This is a genomic window from Acidisoma sibiricum (assembly GCF_057837225.1).
In genome coordinates, this window is the sequence record NZ_JBYQFD010000002.1 from 499,717 (window position 1) to 518,969 (window position 19,253).

At 61.5% G+C, this 19,253-nt stretch carries 19 protein-coding genes; 10 read left to right on the forward strand and 9 right to left on the reverse strand.

Annotated features, from left to right (window positions below; genetic code table 11):
* Positions 1 to 110 precede the first annotated feature (110 nt).
* Entirely contained in the window at positions 111 to 833 is a 723-nt protein-coding gene (locus AC3G7M_RS20675) for a GntR family transcriptional regulator (protein ID WP_489216540.1), read from the reverse strand.
* Positions 834 to 1,002: 169 nt separating this feature from the next.
* Here AC3G7M_RS20675 and AC3G7M_RS20680 point away from each other — a divergent pair, with 169 nt between their 5' ends.
* The 5 genes from AC3G7M_RS20680 (at position 1,003) to AC3G7M_RS20700 (ending at position 7,004) form a co-directional block, all read left to right on the forward strand.
* Positions 1,003 to 2,001, forward strand: coding sequence for a LacI family DNA-binding transcriptional regulator (locus AC3G7M_RS20680; RefSeq protein ID WP_489216542.1), 999 nt, complete (start codon positions 1,003 to 1,005; stop codon positions 1,999 to 2,001).
* Between the two features lie 388 nt (positions 2,002 to 2,389).
* Positions 2,390 to 3,721 (forward strand): ABC transporter substrate-binding protein, encoded by a 1,332-nt coding sequence (locus AC3G7M_RS20685; RefSeq protein WP_489216544.1) that lies wholly within the window; start codon positions 2,390 to 2,392, stop codon positions 3,719 to 3,721.
* 23 nt (positions 3,722 to 3,744) lie between these two features.
* A complete protein-coding gene (locus AC3G7M_RS20690) occupies positions 3,745 to 4,689 on the forward strand; it encodes a carbohydrate ABC transporter permease (RefSeq protein WP_489216545.1) in 945 nt (314 codons plus the stop codon).
* 32 nt (positions 4,690 to 4,721) lie between these two features.
* Positions 4,722 to 5,546: a carbohydrate ABC transporter permease gene (locus AC3G7M_RS20695; RefSeq protein ID WP_489216547.1), complete on the forward strand. Its 825-nt coding sequence runs from the start codon at positions 4,722 to 4,724 to the stop codon at positions 5,544 to 5,546.
* A gap of 39 nt (positions 5,547 to 5,585) precedes the next feature.
* Positions 5,586 to 7,004 (forward strand): NAD(P)/FAD-dependent oxidoreductase, encoded by a 1,419-nt coding sequence (locus tag AC3G7M_RS20700; protein WP_489216550.1) that lies wholly within the window; start codon positions 5,586 to 5,588, stop codon positions 7,002 to 7,004.
* A gap of 318 nt (positions 7,005 to 7,322) precedes the next feature.
* On the opposite strand, the gene AC3G7M_RS20705 is transcribed toward AC3G7M_RS20700, so the two are convergent.
* Positions 7,323 to 7,601, reverse strand: coding sequence for a helix-turn-helix domain-containing protein (locus AC3G7M_RS20705; RefSeq protein ID WP_489216552.1), 279 nt, complete (start codon positions 7,599 to 7,601; stop codon positions 7,323 to 7,325).
* Between the two features lie 381 nt (positions 7,602 to 7,982).
* Between AC3G7M_RS20705 and AC3G7M_RS20710 the strand changes: the two genes are divergently transcribed.
* From AC3G7M_RS20710 to AC3G7M_RS20720, 3 genes are all read left to right on the forward strand, one after another.
* A complete protein-coding gene (locus AC3G7M_RS20710; protein ID WP_489217140.1) occupies positions 7,983 to 8,759 on the forward strand; it encodes a lysozyme inhibitor LprI family protein in 777 nt (258 codons plus the stop codon).
* Positions 8,760 to 9,353: 594 nt separating this feature from the next.
* Positions 9,354 to 9,584, forward strand: a complete 231-nt coding sequence (locus tag AC3G7M_RS20715) for a hypothetical protein (RefSeq protein WP_489216553.1) — start codon at positions 9,354 to 9,356, stop codon at positions 9,582 to 9,584.
* 34 nt (positions 9,585 to 9,618) lie between these two features.
* Complete coding sequence (locus tag AC3G7M_RS20720) at positions 9,619 to 10,617, forward strand: chorismate transformation FkbO/Hyg5 family protein (protein ID WP_489216555.1); 999 nt, start codon at positions 9,619 to 9,621, stop codon at positions 10,615 to 10,617.
* Positions 10,618 to 10,620: 3 nt separating this feature from the next.
* Here the strand turns inward: AC3G7M_RS20720 and AC3G7M_RS20725 are convergent, their stop codons facing one another.
* Together AC3G7M_RS20725 and AC3G7M_RS20730 are read right to left on the reverse strand one after the other, a co-directional pair.
* Positions 10,621 to 11,922: a cation:proton antiporter gene (locus AC3G7M_RS20725; protein ID WP_489216557.1), complete on the reverse strand. Its 1,302-nt coding sequence runs from the start codon at positions 11,920 to 11,922 to the stop codon at positions 10,621 to 10,623.
* 4 nt (positions 11,923 to 11,926) lie between these two features.
* Positions 11,927 to 12,688, reverse strand: coding sequence for a class I SAM-dependent methyltransferase (locus tag AC3G7M_RS20730; RefSeq protein ID WP_489216559.1), 762 nt, complete (start codon positions 12,686 to 12,688; stop codon positions 11,927 to 11,929).
* Between the two features lie 98 nt (positions 12,689 to 12,786).
* Here AC3G7M_RS20730 and AC3G7M_RS20735 point away from each other — a divergent pair, with 98 nt between their 5' ends.
* Positions 12,787 to 14,115: an NAD(P)/FAD-dependent oxidoreductase gene (locus AC3G7M_RS20735; protein ID WP_489216561.1), complete on the forward strand. Its 1,329-nt coding sequence runs from the start codon at positions 12,787 to 12,789 to the stop codon at positions 14,113 to 14,115.
* An 8-nt stretch (positions 14,116 to 14,123) separates the two neighbouring features.
* On the forward strand, positions 14,124 to 14,852 hold the full coding sequence (locus tag AC3G7M_RS20740) for a glycosyltransferase family 2 protein (RefSeq protein ID WP_489216563.1): 729 nt from the start codon (positions 14,124 to 14,126) through the stop codon (positions 14,850 to 14,852).
* Here AC3G7M_RS20740 and fabG read toward each other — a convergent pair.
* From fabG to AC3G7M_RS20765, 5 genes are read right to left on the reverse strand one after another with little or no spacing between them, the layout of a single operon-like run.
* Positions 14,833 to 15,552, reverse strand: coding sequence for a 3-oxoacyl-ACP reductase FabG (gene fabG, locus AC3G7M_RS20745; protein ID WP_489216565.1), 720 nt, complete (start codon positions 15,550 to 15,552; stop codon positions 14,833 to 14,835). The genes AC3G7M_RS20740 and fabG overlap by 20 nt on opposite strands.
* The gene (locus AC3G7M_RS20750) at positions 15,549 to 15,989 is read right to left on the reverse strand and encodes a hotdog family protein (protein ID WP_489216567.1); all 441 of its coding nucleotides are present in this window, start codon (positions 15,987 to 15,989) and stop codon (positions 15,549 to 15,551) included. The genes fabG and AC3G7M_RS20750 overlap by 4 nt, the downstream gene beginning before the upstream one ends.
* The gene (locus tag AC3G7M_RS20755; protein WP_489216569.1) at positions 15,986 to 16,792 is read right to left on the reverse strand and encodes a beta-ketoacyl synthase chain length factor; all 807 of its coding nucleotides are present in this window, start codon (positions 16,790 to 16,792) and stop codon (positions 15,986 to 15,988) included. The genes AC3G7M_RS20750 and AC3G7M_RS20755 overlap by 4 nt, the downstream gene beginning before the upstream one ends.
* On the reverse strand, positions 16,789 to 17,991 hold the full coding sequence (locus AC3G7M_RS20760; RefSeq protein WP_489216571.1) for a beta-ketoacyl-ACP synthase: 1,203 nt from the start codon (positions 17,989 to 17,991) through the stop codon (positions 16,789 to 16,791). Before AC3G7M_RS20760 ends, AC3G7M_RS20755 begins: the two co-directional genes overlap by 4 nt.
* Positions 17,988 to 19,223 carry a hypothetical protein gene (locus AC3G7M_RS20765; protein ID WP_489216573.1) on the reverse strand — a complete coding sequence of 412 codons (1,236 nt, stop codon included), beginning with the start codon at positions 19,221 to 19,223 and terminating at the stop codon, positions 17,988 to 17,990. Before AC3G7M_RS20765 ends, AC3G7M_RS20760 begins: the two co-directional genes overlap by 4 nt.
* Positions 19,224 to 19,253: the final 30 nt, after the last annotated feature.

Below are 19,253 nucleotides of genomic sequence, written 5' to 3' on the forward strand. Positions count from 1 at the left end.
TCTGCCCGACCGCAGTAGCAGGAGGCGACCGCGTGGAAGTCAAAAGACGTCTGACAACTTACAACGCAATATTTTGCCCCCGTCAAGACGATTTGCGCGTCCTGTCGTCCTCAGCGACGCGCAAAGCTGAAGGAAAAGAACTTGCCGTGATGGTAATCCTTGGAAAACAGAATCGGTAGGCCATCGACGGTGAAGCATGTTTCGGTGACAAGGAGAGCCGCTCCGAAATCGGGAATATTCCACGCCGTGCTGGCTTTTTCGGGCAGTGTCGTGGCTGAGACCCGCGCGGTGGAGGCGATTGGTCCGAAGCCGCGACGGCGGAGCGTCTGCACGACAGATCCTGTCCAGTCGATCTGTGACGCTGGCTGGCCGGCGATCTCGTCCGGAACATAGTCCAGGGAATACAGAATTGGCCGCCCTCCCTTGCTGCGCAGCCGCTCGATCTGCACGACGGGGCTTCCCACATCGCAATGCAGCCCCTCCGCAAGCTCGTCAGTTGCGGCAAGAGCTTTGACACCGAGGAGACGAGTCGTGGTCTTGTAACCGTAGCCTTCCAGCATGTCCGTCACGCTCTCAAAAGTCGTGATCGGACGCTCCACCTGCAAAGCAGCACCAGCCATGACGAAGCGGCCGCGCCCATGCTCCGTACGGAGGATGCCGTCCTGCTCCAGGCCACGCAGGGCCTCCCGCAATGCGGGTCGTGACACCCCGAACTGCTCTGTCAGCCTTTCTTCACTCGGCAATTTTTCACCCATGCCAAGCTTTTCAGTTCGGATCATCTGCAGCACGGCATCGCGCACCCGTTGCACGATCGTACGTTCGCGGCCGATCATAGCTACTCCTGGTCTGACGTCCGTTATCTTATCTCTTCTATTCAAGCGAGCGGGCCACGACTAGTCATGGGCGGCGCGTGCCAGGTGACAATGCGTCGAAACAGGGCGATGTTCAGGCATAATCAGGTTGGTGCGAGGTGAGCGCGTGGTGGATAAGGCTGACGCGACTTTGGAGGCGGTCGCCGCCGAGGCACGGGTGTCGCGCGCAACCGCCGCGCGGGCTTTGAACGGTTACGGCTATGTTGGGGCAGAGACCAAGGCCCGTGTCCGCACAGTCGCTGAGCGGCTTGGGTATCGGGCCAATCGCGTGGCGCAGGCTCTCCGCAGCGGACAGCTGCCAATTATCGGCTTCATTCCCGGCGACATTCAGAACCCATTTTTTGCCCGTATCGCGCATGATATCGACGTGGCCCTCAGGCGCCGCAACTACAACGTGCTGATTGCCAGCAGCGAAGAGAGTTCCAGCCAAGAGCGCAAAGTCCTGGCGGGTCTGCTGGCCTTGAACCCCCAGGGACTTATCCTTGCCCCGGCTTCGACGAAGGATACCCGTCATATTGCCGACCTCGTGCGCGACGGCATGTCGATTGTCCTGATCGACCGTTTGGTGCGCAATGTCGCTTGCGACAGTGTCACTGTGGATAACGAAGCCGGCGCTTGGGACGCGGTGCAGCATTTGGTCGATATGGGTCACCGCCGTATCGCCTTCCTCGGCGACAAGACCCCAATATTTACCACCGAAGAACGCCTGTCTGGGTATCGTAAAGCGCTGTCCGCTCAAGGTATTTCTTCCGAGCGCGGTCTTGTTGTGACGGCCCGCTCCACTGTTCAGGATGCGATCGAGGCAACGATGCGGCTGTTTCGCCGTTCTATTCGGCCGACGGCGCTCCTGACGGTCGACAGCATCATGACGCAAGGGGCCATGCTCGGTCTGCGCTCCCTCGGACTGGCCATTCCCCAGGATGTGTCTCTCATTGGATTCGACGATTTCGATCTTGCCACTTTCACGGAGCCGCCGATTACGGTCGTTGCACAGCCGACCGCTGAAATCGGTCGCCTTGCCGCACAGCTGTTGCTCGAGCGGCTTGAACGGCGTGACCTGAAGCCCCGGTCCGTTCGCTTTCCGACCAAGCTTCTGCAGCGCGGGTCGGTGCGTCAGCTAACCAGCTGACAGGCAGCCAGCTCTGCCAGTATTTTATGCAAAAGCCTGTTTTTGTGCGGCATGTTCGGTAAATAGCTTAGTTCAGAAGCTTTTTTTGCGACGAGGTCGAGAAAGCAATTGCCGTGACAAAATTTCGTGCTAAGGATTGTGTGTGAGAACGATCTCAGATGTCCTGCGGCGCATCATTTTGGTTTCCCCAACTGCGCGTCAAGAAGACTAACAAAGGCAATGGGCCGCCTTCGCTTAGCTCCAAGCCCATTGCCGACCGACGAGTGTCTATTTGAGCGCAAAGATGATTGTTTCTGAGTGCTGATATCGTTGAAGGTGGTAGAGGCCCATCGGTTGATGAAAGGCCATCCACACCTAAGCCTGTAACCGAGACGTGTGGAGGATGGTTATGAAGCGGATTGTTCGGCTTGCTATTCTCATGGGTATGGCGGTGTCTGGGTCTGCTGTTACGGCGGTGCAGGCCTCTGCCGCAAACCATAAGCCCGTTGTGGCACAACCTGATGAAAAGGTAGTGTATAGCGGCACCCTCAGTCTTTTGACAAAGTTCGGCCAACAGCAGCTTTCGCCCTATTTCGTGAATGTAGCCAAGGCCTATGAGACGCTGCATCCGGGGGTGCATGTCGTGCTGGATCAGCAGACCGACGACAGCGTCAAGGACAAGACCAAGACCCTGGTCGCTTCCAACTCCCTTCCTGACATTTACTTTTCCTGGACAGGCGCCTGGGGTGGCAACTTTGTCCGCGGTAACCGCGCGGTCGATCTTTCCCAAGTCATCGGTTCTGACACTGCCTGGGGAAAGATCTTTACCCCGGCAGCCATCCAGGCATTCGTATGGCATGGCAAAAACTACGGCATGCCGCTCTACCTCGACGCCAAGTTTATGGGCTACAACAAGCAAATATTCAGCAAGTTGGGCATTGCCGTCCCCAAGACCTTTGATGATCTGCTCGCCGCCTGCGACACTATTCGCAAGTCAGGTCAGACGCCGATCTCAATCGGGAATAAGGAGGCCTGGCCGGCGCTGCATTATATCGGCCAGCTTCTGGCCTATGACGTGCGGCAGACGACACTTGAGCGCGATTTCGATCCGAAAGCAGCCAGCTTTACCGATCCCGGCTATGTGCAGGCGCTGAGACAGTTTAAGGCGCTGGAGACCCGCTGTACGACCGGCGGAGAGATGAATGGCGTGTCCTACGAGACGGCCATTCAGGCCTTCAGCAATACCCAGTCTGCCATGTACTACCAGGAGATTCTTGAGTTCGACGGTAGCGCGAATGACCAGACCCCCCTCAAAAAGGCTGACTTTGGCTTTTTTGTTCTGCCCCCCGCGGCCGATGCCCAAGGCAATGTCAAAGCGATCGAAGGCGCACCGGAGGGCTATATGGTCAATACACGGTCGAAGCATCTCGGCCTCGCACTCGACTTCCTGAAATTTATCACGTCAATGAAAAACGCGGAAGTTCTGTCCGCGCCGCCCTATGGCCAGCCAAGCGCCGTCATCGGTGCGGTGACGACGCAAAACTCAAGTCCGGCTGTCATCGCCGGGATGGCAGACCTGAATGCAACGCCCTTCCTCATGCCCTGGCTCGATACCGCCAATACGCCACGCGTGGCAGCTGCCTGGCTTGACGGCATGCAAGCGCTTGCCGGCGGTTCCGAAACGCCCGAGCAGGTCATGAAAGGCGTCGCCGCGGCGGCAAAAGCGGATGCCCAGTATTGAGGATAGGGGCTTCGGAGCTGGCTATGCCGCGCCCGGTCGGCGCCGCGCCTAGATCTGCCACCCCGACGATGAGGAAGCGCCTGGCACAGAGGCTGGGCCGCGGCCTTTCCTTTCGTTGGGTTTCAGTCGCCGTCATCATGCTGGTGTGGTTCGTCTATTACCCGATCGTCGATAACTTCATCGTCAGCACTACGCATAGCGACATATTCTCAGGCGACGTCGAATACGTGGGGCTCGGCAATTATGCGCGTCTGATCCACGATCCCATCGTCTGGTCCGCACTTTGGAATAATTGCGCCTACGCGGTCATTTCTGTTATATTTCAGGTATTCGGCGCCTTTGTGTTGGCAGGGATAATAGAGAATCTTCGCAGTGCGTTTTGGCAGCGGTTCTGGCGCGCGCTTTACTTCGTGCCGTCAGCGATTTCTCTCACCGTTACCGGTCTTCTTTTTTACTTCATCTACCAGCCGCAGATTGGTATTCTTGACGCAGTGCTCGGCAGCCTGGGCCTGCACGCCCTCGTGCAGCCTTGGCTGGGTAGCGAACAGACGGCTATTTACGCCATCATCGCAATGAGCCAATGGCAGGGCTTTGGTTATTCGACGCTTCTATTTGCGATCGCCATCCAGAAGATCCCTCGCGAGATCTTCGATGCGGCGACGGTCGATGGTATCGGACCCATGCGACGGCTTTTCAGCATAACACTGCCTCTCACCCGGGAAATGACCGGTCTCATGATCCTGGTTACAATTACCGGCGCCTTCCAGGTTTTCAATGAGGTCCTGGTGATGACCGGAGGCGGGCCCAATAATGCGAGCCAGGTGCTTGGTACCTGGCTCTATACCCAAGGCTTCACTCAGAATGACTTCGGCTATGGTGCCGCGATCGCGTCAGTCATCTTCATCGTGACCATGCTGACCGGCCTCGTGCATCTCTGGTACACGAAGCGGGGGAGGGTGCGGTGGTAGCCATATCAGCCGCGGGTCAGGCAGTGCGCGGCATGACGATCGCCGGCATTATTGGCCGCGTACTGCTACTTTCATTTCTGATTTGCCTCGGTATCGTCGTCGCCTATCCGCTGCTGTGGATGGCCTTGAGTGGGTTCAAGACCAATGCTCAGATCTTTGGCTCGCCTTTCTCGCTGCCCACGCATCTGTCTTGGCGCAACTATGTCAATGCCTGGAACCACGGTGTGCAGAGCTACGTCGTGACAAGTTTTCTTGTCACCGTTACCTCAGGGATTTGCACGGTGCTGGTCAGTGCCTGGACCGCTTTTGGCCTCACGCGCATCCGGCTGCCCGGGCAGCCGCTGGTTCTCGGCATTGTCTTGGGTGGGCTGATGCTCAGCCCGACCGTTGCACTGATCCCCCTTGTCCAGATGTTTCAGGAACTGGGGCTCTACAATTCCGACTGGGCGTTGATCGTGCTTTATACGGCCTTTCGTATTCCGTTCACGACATTCCTGATTCGTGCCTATATGATCGATCTTCCGGTCGAGCTTGATGAAGCCGCGACGATTGATGGAGCAAGCGAACGGCAGCGCTTCTGGCTTGTTCTTTTGCCCATGTGTCGGCCGATCATTATCTCCTGCATCATTCTGCACGTGCTCTTCGCCTGGAACGAATATATCTTTGCCATGGTTTTCACGAGCGGATCGCAGACCACGACTTTGCCTGTCGGTCTCGCCCTTCTCATGGCCAGAACGGGGTCCAATTACTCGGAAGTCTTCGCAGCCATGACAATCTCTGCCCTACCGATCGTGATCGTATTTTTTGCTACCCAACGCTACTTCATCCGCGGCCTCGCTGAGGGTATCGGCAAATAGCCGTCGCAGTAGCGCCAACCTTCGTTCAGGAAAATGGCAATGCAGGACATCCGTTTGCGGCAACCTGTGGTCGCGGCGCCCGCGGATCGGTCCTTCTGGCTGCAGGATATCGCGGCAGGCCCGGTCACCGAACCGCTTAGGGGCGAGGTCCAGGCCGATGTCGTGATCATCGGCGGCGGCTATACAGGATTGTGGACTGCGATCCGCCTGCTGGAGGCCGAACCCTCCATGCGGGTCGTCATTCTGGAAGCGGATTTTTGTGGCAGCGGCGCTTCTGGGCGCAATGGCGGCCAGGTGCATTCATGGTTCGCCGAGATTGATGCGCTCGCTCGTGTGGTGGGAGACGTGGAGGCGGCCGAGCTTTGCCAGGATACGGTCGATGTAATCTCGGAACTGCGCGGAATGCAGCGGGACGGTATCATCGATATGGATCTTCGGCTCGGCGGCTGGCTTTGGACCGCCAGTTCCATGGCCCAGGAAGGTGCGTGGGACCGGGCGGCCGCCATGACCGCGGCTGCTGGCCGGACGCGGTTTGAGCCTTTGTCGGCAGCGGCCATTCTTGCGCGCACCGGCTCTTCTGCATCTTATAAAGGCATCATGGAGGCAGAAGCGGGGACCGTGCATCCCGCGAAGCTTGCGATTGGCTTGCGAGGTCTGGCGCTGGCGCGTGGAGCCTTGGTGCATGAGCAAAGTCCGGTATTGCGCATCACGCCTGGTTCGCCTTGCCAAGTGCATACGGAGCGCGGGGCGGTATGCGCCCAGAAGGTTGTGATCGCTGCCAATGCCTGGGCCTCCGCCATACCAGAATTGCGGCGGCAGATGTTCGTTGTCGAAAGCCAGGTCATCGCGACGGATCCTATACCTGAGCTGTTGGACCAGATCGGCTGGCGGGGTGGGGCATCGATCTGCGATGCCCAGAAGAACGTGCTCTACTACCAGCGTACCGAAACGGGCCGGGTGATTTTTGGGCGGGGCGGCGGCAAGCTTGCCTATAGCGGACATTGCGGGGCCGATTTCAATCGTAGTCCTGAACATGGTTGGCACAATCTGCGCGAGCTTCATCGCGTCTATCCGGCACTGCGTGGGATTCGTGCAGCCTATGATTGGGCAGGCCCAATCGACTGTGTGCCGGAGCACGTGCCGGTATTTGGCCATCTCAGGAAAAATTCGAATATCCTGTTTGGGATCGGCTTTAACGGCACTGGCATTGCGCAGACACCTGTCGGTGGCCGCATCCTGGCCAGTCTTGTTCTGGAGCGGAAGGACCGCTGGAGCAAAAGCGGACTCGTCGGCCTCTCACGGCGTTCCGCGCTGCCGCCCGAGCCGTTCCGTAACCTCGGCGGCCGTGTCGTCCGGATTGCCGTCAGTCGCAAGAATGATGCGGAAATCCAGAACCGCCGTGCTGACCTGTTGAGCCGCATGATTGTAAGGCTGATGCCCGGCTCCGATGAACACTGAAGGGAGTGGCCTTTGATCCGATGACATTCGATAACTCAGGCGAATCTATCAGAAATACTTCGAGATAGTTGGGGGACGGGCGCGATGCTTTCAGGCCGTCGCCGGATCGTATTTTCTTCTGGAATAGACAGGTCTTTGGCTTCCTGGTACAACGTGTCCGACGACAGCGGCGCCTTGAGGGCAGGAGGCGATACAGCTCATCGGCACGCCCCTGTGGGCCATAGACAAAGCGATAGATCGTCTCGTGGCAGATCGTCGTACCGTGAGGTTCATCCAACCGCAGACGACCCGCAATTTGCTCTGGCGACCAAGCCAGGCTCAGTCTCTCGACCACGAGCGTCGCCAAGGTGCTGTTCTGCTGGAGCTTGCCCAAGCATACCGCCGCCTGGCGGCAGCACCGTGCGCCACTGTTGGATAATAGCCGTTCATTTCTTTAATTTCGGCATCGCGATGCCAGTTGCGCCGCAATTCCCGGTAGATCGTTGAACGATGGCGACCCAAACGTTCCGCGATCCGAGGAACACCGAGCCGAGCTTCCCGCAGCTGGTAGATCAAACGGCGCTCATCAAGGGTGAGGTGGTCGTAGCGTGCTCCCACGGAAGATCCAGCTCCTCAATGCTAAGTGCTTCAGAAACCACGTTTGTCGCGCTTCGAGATAGAATCCACCCCGCTAGCATGTCGACATCGCAGAAGTAAGATTATGTTAAATACTTAAGATGCAGAAGCGGCGTCAGGCCGGCGATTATTGCCACTGCACCGGGGCAAGTGCCACAGCCCGGTGCGGCGGCTGACAGCGAGCGCACGTCCGCTGCCCGCTTGGAGCCATGACCTTACCGGGCGCCTTGCACCCCGTGGCCGCCGGGAAACCCGGGGCTGGGCGCTTGCGCGAAATTGAAATGACGGACGGCTCCATAATACGGGAGGAATACGGCAAGTGTGTCCCCCGATGCAGGGCACTTTCGCGCCGGAATGGGGTCAATGTGTCGGGTCACTATCCAAGAGGATTACGCCATCAGACTCCTTGTCCCCGCGGTCGCTGGGATCGCCGTCGCGACGCTGCCATCCGCGGCCCAGGCGATCAACTGCGCTCGCGCCTCCAGCCCGATCGAACACATGATCTGTGCCAGTCAGGCACTCCTACGCGCTGATGCGGCCATGAACCGGGCCTATATCGCGATCCTGAGAGTTGCACCCGACCCGGAGATCCATGCCATGCTCGTCTCCAGCCAAAAACGATGGGTTGCTGCGCGGGACAAGGCATTTGGCGGCGTGGACAAAGCCGCTGATAGCCAAACCGGCGAAAGTCTCTCCAAGTCCGCGCAGCGCCGCCTTATATTGGACGCGATCGAATCCCGGACGAGTGTTTTGGCGCAGATGTCGAAAGAGTCTCCAAGACAACCCACTCTCATCGAGACGGCTTTGCAGCAGCGGCGGTTCGCCACGCATTTCACAGGGGGTCCCTTGGCCGGCTTTGACACCTCCTGCGCGTTTTTCCGCAGCGACGCTTCCGGCAGCAGCCGTGATTGCGAATGCTTTGCCAGCCACTATTTTCAGAACAACGGTCGCATCTGCAGCCAGACGCTGGATTGGGCCACGTACCGAACATACGCCTCCAGGAGGGTGGCCGGCGTCATCCAGGGGAAGCCGCGGCTCGTTGCAACTTGCAATGATGATACGTGCGGAGACGATGATCCGTCCTGGTTGAAGACTTGCCTGACGGATAAGCAGTTTCCTCAACCGGTATCCGCCAAGTGATAGCGCCAAGCCCAACCCGATCGCGGCCCGCAGGAACAAGCCGAGTGAAGAGATGCTATATCATAACGCTTGTGCTGATCATGCTATTCGCGTTCGCGCCCTTCGCGTCCAGCCTCCTCGGAAGCGTCATAGCCACCAGCGCCGGGTGCACGCTGAACGAAGCCGGTTCCCACAGCTGCATCATTCATGGCCATGACTATGGGGCGACGCTTTACACAATGAGGATGGGCCTCTGGATGATCATATTTACTTTTCCGATTGCAGAGATTGCTTTCATCCTATGGGTTACTGTCTTGACCATTCATCTTCTCGTCCGGCGATGGCGCAGACTCCGGGACAGGCGGGTCACTTGAAGATCCAGCAACGCATCTGCGCCGATCCGGTTCTGCCGCAGCTCGCCAGAACGATGGACGTCGTCTGCGATCACGCCGAAGACGAGACCTAAGGACATAGTGCGGCAACGCCTAGCTGGCCTGCCGCTATCGATCTGCTATCCGGTATGGCAGACAGGGTGGCAGATTGGTTCACGCATGGGGGCAGAATATTGACATCAGACCGTGTAAGGACAAATGGAAGGATAATGGAGCACAAGACATGAAACGTCCCTGTTTGATTCTGCTGGCGCTGCCGTTGGCGCTCGCCGCGTGCAATCGCAATGGCGCTCATGCGCAGGGAGATTTCAACTCCGCAGGCAACCAATTCGGCCAGAGCCACCTCGGCAGCGGTTTCAACGATGTCGGCAAGGGCTTCAGTGATGGGGCCAATGCCACGGGCGATGCCATTTCGACGACGGTGAACAAGATAGGCCAGAGTTTCAGCCAATAGGCGGGTAGCGATGTTGGGGCTGGATGGCGCGGGAATGAACTCTTTTGCCCATGGGCTGCCCGGGCTAAAGGTCGACTATGTCCATGACCTGCGAACGGCCGGCGCCGTGCTCGGCGGTCGCGGGCAGCTTGGCCTGGTCGGATATGGCGGTCCGCATGTCGCGCCCTCCCCGCGCATGATCCATGTCGCACTCGAACCGGCAGCCGGTAAGCCTATCTTTGAACTCTGGCATGTCGAGGGTCCGGCTGAGCCGCTTTGCATTGGCAATGCCGTTGGTACTGTCAGTGGCCAGTATGCCTTCGCGGCGATCGAGATCGAGGACGATAGCGGACAGAGCCTGGATGAGAATGTCGAGCAGGCGTATCGGGACCTCTTCCTGTTTCTGCAGCAGGCGCAGGGATTCCAGCCTATCCGCTTCTGGAACTACATCAGCAATATTACAGATCATCAGGACGGCATGGAGCGTTACTGGCGTTTCAACATCGGCCGGCAGCGTGCCTTCGCGGCGCTCCTGCAGCAGGATCGTCCGCCGGTCGCGACGGGCATCGGCTGCACGGGCTCCCGCAGCGTGATCTATGTGCTCGCCGCACGCAGACCGGCCGAACCTGTCGAAAACCCCCGCCAGATCAGCGCCTATGCCTATCCAGAGCGCTACGGCCCGGCGAGTCCGCGCTTCTCCCGCGCCAGCCGGCATGAGGGCGAGACCCTGTTCATCTCCGGCACCGCCAGCATCGTCGGGCACGAGACACGCCATGCCACCGATTTCGATGCCCAGATGCGGGAGACGCTCACGAATCTCGATCTGATGATCCGGCTGACGGAGGCAGGATGTGTCAGCGACGGCCGTTGGGCAATCAAGACCTATCTCCGTGACAGCGCCCACGCGGTAAAGCTGGAGACGGCACTGGCGGACTCCCTGCCAGCTGGAACCCGGTATTTGCATTTGGCCGCCGACATCTGCCGGAAAGATCTGCTCCTCGAGATCGAGGCCGTTCGCTGTGCCGTGGCCCCTGCAGCGCGCTCCGGCGCATAATCGCTAGGCCTCAAATCGCTTCGAGACCGGCAGGCCGATCCGTGCCATCGTGAACGTCAGAAGCGGTCCGGTCATGACCGTTGTCAATACAGCCATGATCACCAGCATGGTAAAAACCTTCTGCGGCAGAAAGCCCGTTTCCAGGCCGATCGTGAGCACGACCAACTCCATCAGGGCGCGCGTGTTCATCAGCACACCGGTGAGCAAACCTTCCCAGGCCGTATAGCGGCAGGCGATTGTCGCTGCCATCACCGGCAGGATTTTGCTTGCGATCGAGACCAGCACGAAGATCAGCGTCCAGATCCAGTCGGTCACGCCGGTCAAGCCCAGGACGTTGGTATGCAGGCCGGTGAAGGTGAAGAAGATCGGCAGAAAGAAGATCATCACAAAGCCGCCCACCTGACGCCGCCAGGCGGTTGCGAAGGCCTGATCGTGATGCACCAGCAGCCCAGCCACAAAACCGCCGAAAATACCGAAAATGCCAAGCTGGAAGGTGCAGATGCCGAGAGCGAAGACGCAGACCAGGGTGATGGTCATCAGCGTCGGGGGAATGTCGCCGTTTCGCAATGGCATGGCCCGTAGCAATGTCCCCGCTGCCGGTCGCAGAATGAAGAAGCAGACGAGGACGAAGATCGCAATGCCCGCCAGCTGCCAGGCGAAGTCCATCGGCACGAAGCTGGCCGTCGCGAGAGCGGAGACAACCCCGAGCAGAACCCAGCCAATGATGTCGTTGAGGGCGGCGGCGGAGATCGCAATGACCCCCATCTCGTTTTGCGCCAACCCATAGGCCACAAGGATGCGGCCGAGGATGGGCACCGCGGTAATCGCCATGGCGACCCCGCAGAAGAGCGCATAGACCGGCGTGGGGATGCTGGCCGCGAACAGGGCGTGTGAGGCGTAGCCGAGCGCGATCCCGGAGGCCAAGGGCACGGCGATGGAGACGGTCGCGACGGCCAGCACGGCTCTCCCCGCCCGCCCACGGCGCAACCGCCCGAACTCAAAACCCATGCCGATCTGAAACATCAGCAGGATAAGACCGATCTGCGATAGGATGACGATCGCCGCCGATGGTTTTGCGCCGAAGAGCTGGGCTGTCAGACCAGGACAGAAATGGCCGAGCAGCGATGGGCCGAGCAGCAAACCAGCGACGATCTCGCCCACGACGCCCGGCTGGCCGAGGCGCTGGAAGACGATATTCATCACCCTGGCTGCGCCGATCATTACGATCAGCTGGAGAAGGACGGAGACAAGCAGCAGTTCGGTGCGCCCGGCGGAGGTAACAAGCGGAGTAGCGACGCCATGCATGATATCAGAGGGGCTTTCGCGCGGAGAAGAAACGGAAGAGGTCAAGCTCGCTGGCGCAGCGTTCCTGTACGAAGCCGCATTGCTGCATCATATGCAGGACGGCCTCGACGGGCGCGTAAGCGGCGATCGTCTGCCAATGATAGGACATCAAGCGATGAGCCTGCCGGTCCCGCGCGAGCACGAGAGACACGACCGGCAGAATGCCGCCGACGAACAGACCGGTGAGGAATTTCCCCACCCGGTTGGTCGGCGGGCTGATTTCCAGCAGAACGAGCCGCCCGCCGGGACGCAGCACGCGCCACGCTTCAGCCAAGGTCTCGTCGAGGCTCGCGACATGGCGCAGCGCATACCCCATGGTGAGGACATCCGCCGACCCGCCGGCCAGGGGCAGCGCTTCAGCAGTGCCCTGCACGAGGGGAATGCCAAGGGTCTTCCGGGCTACCGCCAGCATCGATTCGCTGAGGTCGATCCCGATCAGCGTGCCACGCCCCCGCATCAGCCGTTTGGCCTCCCGCGCCAGCAGGCCGGTGCCGACGGCGACATCGACCACCGTCATACCCGGTGCAATCCCGGCCTTGCGCAGGCAGCTGCGCCGGTACCAGGCGCCGGAGCCGAGCGAGAAGATAAGATTGATGAGGTCATAATGACGGGCTGTGCGATTGAAGAAGGCACGTACCAGGCCGGATTGGCGGGCAGGACTGGTGTAATAGGCGCTGATGGCATCCCGTGACGATATCGCCTCCGGCCGATCTTGCGTGTTGGACACGGTGGCGCACCTATGGCCTAACTGAGGGACTATTGTTCGGCGCATGCGGTGGCAAGGTCAACACCTGGTCCAGCCGGCGGTTTTTGGGGAAACGAGACGTGGCTGAGGTTCAGGAACAGGGCATGGTGGCCGCCGGCGCCGATTGCGACGTCTTCGTGGTGGGCGGCGGTCCCGCCGGGTCGACCATCGCCGCCCTCCTGGCGGAACGCGGCCACCGCGTCGTCCTGGCCGAGAAGGATCGCCATCCCCGCTTCCATATCGGCGAATCCCTGCTGCCGCATAACCTGCCACTATTCGACCGGCTGGGCGTGCGGGACAAGATCGAAGCCACCGCCATGCATAAATACGGCATCGAATTCGTCTCGCCCTATCACGGCAAGAGCGTGAAATACGATTTCGGCCGTGCCTACGACAAACGGTTCCCTTATTCGTTTCAGGTCCGCCGCTCGAGCTTCGACCATATGCTGTTGCAGAACGCGCAAGCCAAGGGCGCGACCGTGATCGAGGAATGCCGCGTCACCGGCGTCGCCTTCCCCGAGGGCCCGACGGCGCTTGTCACCGCCCGCGGCCAGGATGGCACCGAGGTCCAGTGGCGCGCCCGCTTCGTGGTCGATGCTTCGGGCCGGGATACAGTGCTTGCCGGCCAGATGGGCACTAAGGCGCGCAATCCGCGCAACAACAGCGCCGCGATCTTCGGTCATTTCACCGGTGCGCGCCGTCTTTCGGGCAAGGACGAGGGCAATATCACCATCGTCTGGTTCGACAATGGCTGGTTCTGGTTCATTCCCCTCTCGGACGGCACGACGAGCGTCGGGGCCGTCTGCCCCGCCGATTTCTTCAAGAACCGTGGCACCGATCTGCCGAGCTTCTTTCGCCAGATCATCGCCTCCAGCCCCGAAATCGCCGACCGGCTGCGCGATGCCGAACTCGTCGGCGATGTCACCGCCACCGGCAACTATTCCTACCTCTCGAAGCGGACCAGCGGCGATCGTTTCCTCATGGTGGGCGACGCCTGCGCCTTCATCGACCCGGTTTTCTCGACCGGCGTCTATCTCGCCATGGTGAGCGCTTTTTCGGCCGCCGATGCCGTGGACGGCACCCTGCGCAGCCCACGCAAGGCCGCCCGCCTGCTGCGCCGCTATGATGCCCAGACGCAAAAAACGCTCGGCGCCTTCACCTGGTTTATCTACCGCATTCGCGAACCGGCCATGCGCAACCTTTTCATGTCGCCGCGCAACATGTTCCGCGTCGAGGAGGCCGTCCTTTCCATCCTGGCCGGTGCCATCTTCGACGGCTGGCCGGTGCGGGCACGGCTCTATCTGTTCCGCATGATCTACTATGTCACCAAGCTCTCTCACCTGCGCTTCCGGCTGACGAATGACCCGCGCCGGTTCGTCGGCGGCAAGCGCGTGGTGCAGGAGAGCTGAGCCTTGTCATGGATAAGGCTGGCACCCGGCTGGTTCTGATCCCGAGCTACAATAGCGGCGCGAAATTGCCCGAGACCGTCCGCGACGCCCTCGGCCAGTGGCGGCCGGCTTATCTGGTCATCGACGGCAGTACCGATCACTCCGCCGAACGTGTCGAGCCGCACCCTGCCCTACGGCTGATCCGGCGCCGGGCCAATGGCGGCAAGGGCGCGGCCGTGCTGGACGGGCTGCGTGCGGCAGCCGCCGAAGGCTTCACCCATGTGCTGGTCATGGATGCAGACGGCCAGCATCCGGCCGAGGCCATTCCGCAATTCATGGCGCTTTCCGTGGCGCATCCCGAGGCGATGATCCTCGGCGTGCCGATCTTCGATGCCACGGCGCCGCATGCGCGGGTGCTGGGGCGTCAAATTTCCAATTGTCTCGTACGCTGGCTGACCGGAGCCGATATCGGCGACGCGCTGTTCGGCTTTCGCGTCTACCCGCTGGCTTCCCTAAGCGCCATCATGGAGGCGAGCGCACATATGCGGCGCTATGATTTCGATGCCGAGGCCGTGGTGCGTCTGTCCTGGCAAGGCGTGCCCGCCATCAACCAGCCTGTTCCAGTGCGCTACTTCCGCGAAAATGAAGGTGGTGTCTCGCATTTTCGCTATGGACGGGACAATCTTCTGCTTGCCCGCATGTATGCGCGCCTGGCCGCTGCCCGCCTGCTGCGCTGCCTCAGGCCATCCCGCCATTGATGGAGATGAGTTGGCCGGAAATATAGCCGGCGCGATCGGACGCGAGGAAGCCGACGAGGTCGGCGACCTCCTCCGGCTGCCCCGCGCGCTGCATCGGTACCATCCGCATGATCGCCTCTTTCGGGAACAGCGTCTCGGTCGCGGGAGAGGCGATGATGCCGGGGGCGACGGTATTGACGGTGATGCCGCGGCTCGCGAGTTCCAGCGACAGCGCGCGGGCAGCGCCATGCAACCCAGCCTTGGCCGCCGCGTAATTGGCCTGTCCGCGATTACCCATGATCGCCGAGACTGAGGAAATGTTCACGATGCGCCCCCAACGTGTGCGAATCATCGGCATCAGCAGCGGCTGGGTGACGTTGAAGAAGCCATTGAGCGAGACGTCGATGACACGGGACCACTGATCGGGTCTCATGCCCGGCATCACCGCGTCATCATGGATGCCGGCATTGTTGACAAGGATCTGGATCGGACCAGCTGCCAGAATGCCATCAAGCGCTGCCGTGGTTTCCTCCGGCCTGGTAATGTCGAAACGCAAAGCCTCCGCACTGCCGCCATGGGCCTTGATCGCGTCCGCAAGGATTTCGGCGCGCGGCAACTGCCCATTGGCATGCAGATAAACGTGGTGCCCGGCCGCCGCGAGGGTGGCGGCGATAGCGGCGCCGATGCTGCCGCTCGCCCCGGTGACGAGGGCGCGCTTCATAACGGCGCCTCGAACAGAACCGTCGCCCGGCCGCTTAGCCATTCGTCTTCCCCGGCCGAAACCGTAAAACCGTAGCTCGCCCCGCGCGCATCGCCGAGAAGCTGGCGGGCGTTAATCGTCAGCGGTCCTCTATCCGACGGAAGAATGGACGCGCGCAGCCGCACGTCGCGCAAGCTGACGAGAAAGCCTGGGCGCGGTGGCCCTTCCGCAGGGGCGGTGAGACGGCCGTGCAGCGCCATGACCTGGGAGGCGATCTCGATTCCCGCTGCACTGCCCAGGGTGCCATCGGCCCGGCGCAGCGGATTGTCGTCAGCCGCATAGCGGGTGGAGCGGCAGGTAATGCCCGTCGCATCCCATTGCAGGACATCATCGAGAAGGCACATCGCACCCCCATGCGGAATGAGGCCGAGAATGGCATTCCGTTCCATCACGGTCATGGTCCGCGCCCCGGCGTGACCTGCACCGCCAGGGCCAGATCATCGAGATAGTCGAGCGTCACCAAGCGGCATGCGCCGGCGGCGAGGGCCGCCAACACGGGCAGGCAGCGCGCCGCAGGAACAGATTGCCGCAACCGCTCCAACGCTGCTGGGCTGGCAGGACTAGGCATAGCTCCGGCTGGGCTGAGGTCGATCTCGATGCGGCCGATCGTATGATCGGAGGGCTCGGCCGCCACGACCCAGGCGACCCCGAAGGCCTCGCCAATCTGCCGGACGGCTGCCAGCGGCCCCGGATAGGGCAGATCATAGGCGATCAGGACGACGGCCGCTGCACCCGCCACGACCTGCGCGCCGGCTTCGATCAGACCGGCGACAAAGCTGCCGTCATGGGCGCAAAGGCTGGTCGCGGGCGTGCGGGCGCCTGTCGCGATGCTCCAGTAGCCGGCAGCGACATTGTGGACGGAGTTGTGGAAACGGGTCGGCGAGAGCGCCCGTTCGGTTCCGGCCAGCGTCCCCAGAATGGCGTGGATGGTCTCCCCGTCCGCGCCCGAAGAGGCGAAAATGGCCGGCGTCGTGGCCGGCGACCGACCGGAAGCCGCAAAAGCTTCCGCGCCGGTGGCGAGAGCGAGGTTCACCATCTGTGGGGCGCGGCGGCGTTCATTGGCAGGGAGCAGTGTGGCCGCCGGCACCGCGATCGGCCGATGTTCGTAAGCGGCCGTGCCGGCGAAGATCGGCAGGCTCGCCTCCCAGCCGTCCAGGCCTGGGCCACGCAGCCCGATACCCTCGACGTAAAGCCGGATCATGACCACGCTCCCGCGCGCCCGAGAACGAAACTGCAATTGACGCCGCCGAAGCCGAAAGCGTTGCACAATACCCGGTCGACCCTCGCGGCGCGGCCTGCCAGAACATGGCCTTCCGCAAAGCCCGGATCGAGCGCGCGCGTGTGCGGACTGCCGGGCAGAAAGCCGTGGCGGATGGCAAGCCCCGCCACCGTCGCCCCAACGATCCCCGCGGCACCCAGGGTATGGCCTGTGAAGCCCTTGCTCGAACTGCGCGGTACCGCCGTGCCGAAGAGAGACGAGACGGCCTTGTCCTCGGCGGCGTCGCCTACCAGCGTCGCGGTGCCATGAAGGTTCACGTAATCGATCTCTGTGGGAGCCAGCCCGGCCTGAGCCAGGGCGGCGCGCATGGCGGCATAGGCGCCGCCGCCCTCAGGATCGGGGGAGGACATATGATAGGCGTCCGAACTCTCGCCCACACCGAGCAGCATCAGCGCATCGCGTGCCGGCGCCGGGCCTACGCGCTCCAGCAAAGCGAAGCCGGCCGCTTCGCCGATGGAAATGCCGCGGCGCTCAGCATCGAAAGGACGGCACGGCCCCTCCGCCATGACGCCCAGGGCATGAAATCCAAAGAGCGTCGTGGCGCAAAAACTGTCAGCCCCACCGACGACCGCCGCGTCACAGAGACCGGCTGCGATCATGCGGGCGGCAGCCGCGAAGACCTTGGCGGTGGCGGCGCAGGCGGTCGAGATGGTGAAGCTCGGACCGGCAAGACCGAGGCGCGCCCGCACATAACGTCCGAGCGCATAGGTATTGTGGGTGCGGTCATAATCGAAGTCCGGGGGCAACATGCCGCTCGCTTCGATCGCGCGATAGGCCTGTTCCGTCTGCAGAATGCCGGAGGTGCTGGTACCGGTGAAAAGACCGATGCGCGACGCGCCGTAGCGCGCCCGCGCCTGCCCGACCGCTTCCTCGAACCCGTCCTGGCGCAAGGCAAGTTCGGCGAGCCGGTTGTTGCGGCAATCGAAGGCCATCCATTTGCCCGTCAAAGGGACATCGTCCAAAGCGGGCACGGCGCCCGCGAAGGCCGCGATGGGCAGGCTCTCGAAAGTGCAGGGGCTGAGCGCACTGCGGCCGGCACGGATGGCCGCCCAGGTCTCGTCCTGACCGGCGCCGAGCGCAGTCGCGATGCAAAGGCTGGAGAGGACAAGCGGCGGGGTCATGCGACACTCCTGACCGGAGGTCTCGCCTCGTCAACTCCGGTGTCACGACGGGCCTGCCATTCGGCAACTTGCGCGGCCTTGCCAGGGATGTGCAGCGCATAAGCATCCCGAAACCGCGCACGCTCCCCCGTCGACCAGGCAGACAGACTGGGCAGGTTGCGCGCAGCGGCCTCATAACGCTCGGCGAAATGGCGCAGATTGGCGTCCAGATCGGTATACCGCTCTTCCGACAGGATGCGCTTAAACCAGCCGCGATACCGGCCCCAGAAAGGATTGTCGTAAAAGATCAGTCGCAGTTTCCGCACATCGTAGATGTCATTCGTCGCGATGGCAGGCAATGCCGAAGTGAGCGCGGCCGGGCCGGTCGGCAAGCCACCCGTCTCGATCAGAAAGCGCCGCACCTCGACATTGTCGAAAAGTGCCTCCGCATCCTCAATCGGCAGATCGTTCGCGCGCAATGCCAGATCAACCATTGCGTTTTTCGGTACTGGAAACCGAAAGGCCGCCAGAAGGGCTACCTGGCCTGTCGGCCAAGGCGCCCAAAAGCCTGCGGCTGCCAGCGCATTATGCGCCATATGCACACAATTGTCGTTGAAGATGCGCCAGTGATAGATGCGTTGTCCGGTCCGGTACGGCTCGTTCAGCTCATTGAGAAAGGCGACCATGCGCGACAGGCGCGCGGCATCCAGCGGCACCCGCGCGCGAAAGCAATTGCGCCCGAAGGTTGCGCCGTAATCGGTCGCGACCGAGATTTCGTATTTGAACGCTTCCACCGACATGCCGGGCGGCTTGTCACGGAAGAAGTGGTCATGAAATTCGATACCGTCCAGCAGGCCGCGCGCCCGCGCACTCGCCTGGGTCCGCTCATAGGTCTCGCGCGTCAGCGCCTCGCCGTGGGCAAGCGCGCCGCGGAAGATGAAATCGCGGTCCTCAATCGCCACCCAATTGGCGTTGCGGTAATGGGAATTGGCGCTGATGGCGGCGCCATGCTGTCCGGCATTGCCGCCCGGCGGGATGACGTCCAGCACCGGATAGCCACTGCTGCGGTCCACCCGCACGCCGTTGAGATAAAGCAGCAGATGGCCACCCATGCCGCTGCTGAGCGGAACCCCGAAGCCCGGCTTCTTGCGTAGCTCAGAGAGCGCGCAGAGTTCCGCGTAATAGGGCACGATGTCTTCATAGGCCGGGCGCGCCGGCGCGATCCCGTTCGTGCTCGGACCCAGGGTGTTCATGCCCTGTCTCTATAATATCGCCGTGCGAAC

Coding starts and splice junctions, on each gene's coding strand:
- AC3G7M_RS20675 (WP_489216540.1), bottom strand. CDS start 833: ATGATCGGCCGCGAACGTACGATCGTGCAACGGGTGCGCGATGCCGTG.
- AC3G7M_RS20685 (WP_489216544.1), top strand. CDS start 2,390: ATGAAGCGGATTGTTCGGCTTGCTATTCTCATGGGTATGGCGGTGTCT.
- AC3G7M_RS20690 (WP_489216545.1), top strand. CDS start 3,745: ATGCCGCGCCCGGTCGGCGCCGCGCCTAGATCTGCCACCCCGACGATG.
- AC3G7M_RS20695 (WP_489216547.1), top strand. CDS start 4,722: ATGACGATCGCCGGCATTATTGGCCGCGTACTGCTACTTTCATTTCTG.
- AC3G7M_RS20700 (WP_489216550.1), top strand. CDS start 5,586: ATGCAGGACATCCGTTTGCGGCAACCTGTGGTCGCGGCGCCCGCGGAT.
- AC3G7M_RS20710 (WP_489217140.1), top strand. CDS start 7,983: ATGTGTCGGGTCACTATCCAAGAGGATTACGCCATCAGACTCCTTGTC.
- AC3G7M_RS20715 (WP_489216553.1), top strand. CDS start 9,354: ATGAAACGTCCCTGTTTGATTCTGCTGGCGCTGCCGTTGGCGCTCGCC.
- AC3G7M_RS20720 (WP_489216555.1), top strand. CDS start 9,619: ATGAACTCTTTTGCCCATGGGCTGCCCGGGCTAAAGGTCGACTATGTC.
- AC3G7M_RS20725 (WP_489216557.1), bottom strand. CDS start 11,922: ATGCATGGCGTCGCTACTCCGCTTGTTACCTCCGCCGGGCGCACCGAA.
- AC3G7M_RS20740 (WP_489216563.1), top strand. CDS start 14,124: ATGGATAAGGCTGGCACCCGGCTGGTTCTGATCCCGAGCTACAATAGC.
- fabG (WP_489216565.1), bottom strand. CDS start 15,552: ATGAAGCGCGCCCTCGTCACCGGGGCGAGCGGCAGCATCGGCGCCGCT.
- AC3G7M_RS20750 (WP_489216567.1), bottom strand. CDS start 15,989: ATGACCGTGATGGAACGGAATGCCATTCTCGGCCTCATTCCGCATGGG.
- AC3G7M_RS20755 (WP_489216569.1), bottom strand. CDS start 16,792: ATGATCCGGCTTTACGTCGAGGGTATCGGGCTGCGTGGCCCAGGCCTG.
- AC3G7M_RS20760 (WP_489216571.1), bottom strand. CDS start 17,991: ATGACCCCGCCGCTTGTCCTCTCCAGCCTTTGCATCGCGACTGCGCTC.
- AC3G7M_RS20765 (WP_489216573.1), bottom strand. CDS start 19,223: ATGAACACCCTGGGTCCGAGCACGAACGGGATCGCGCCGGCGCGCCCG.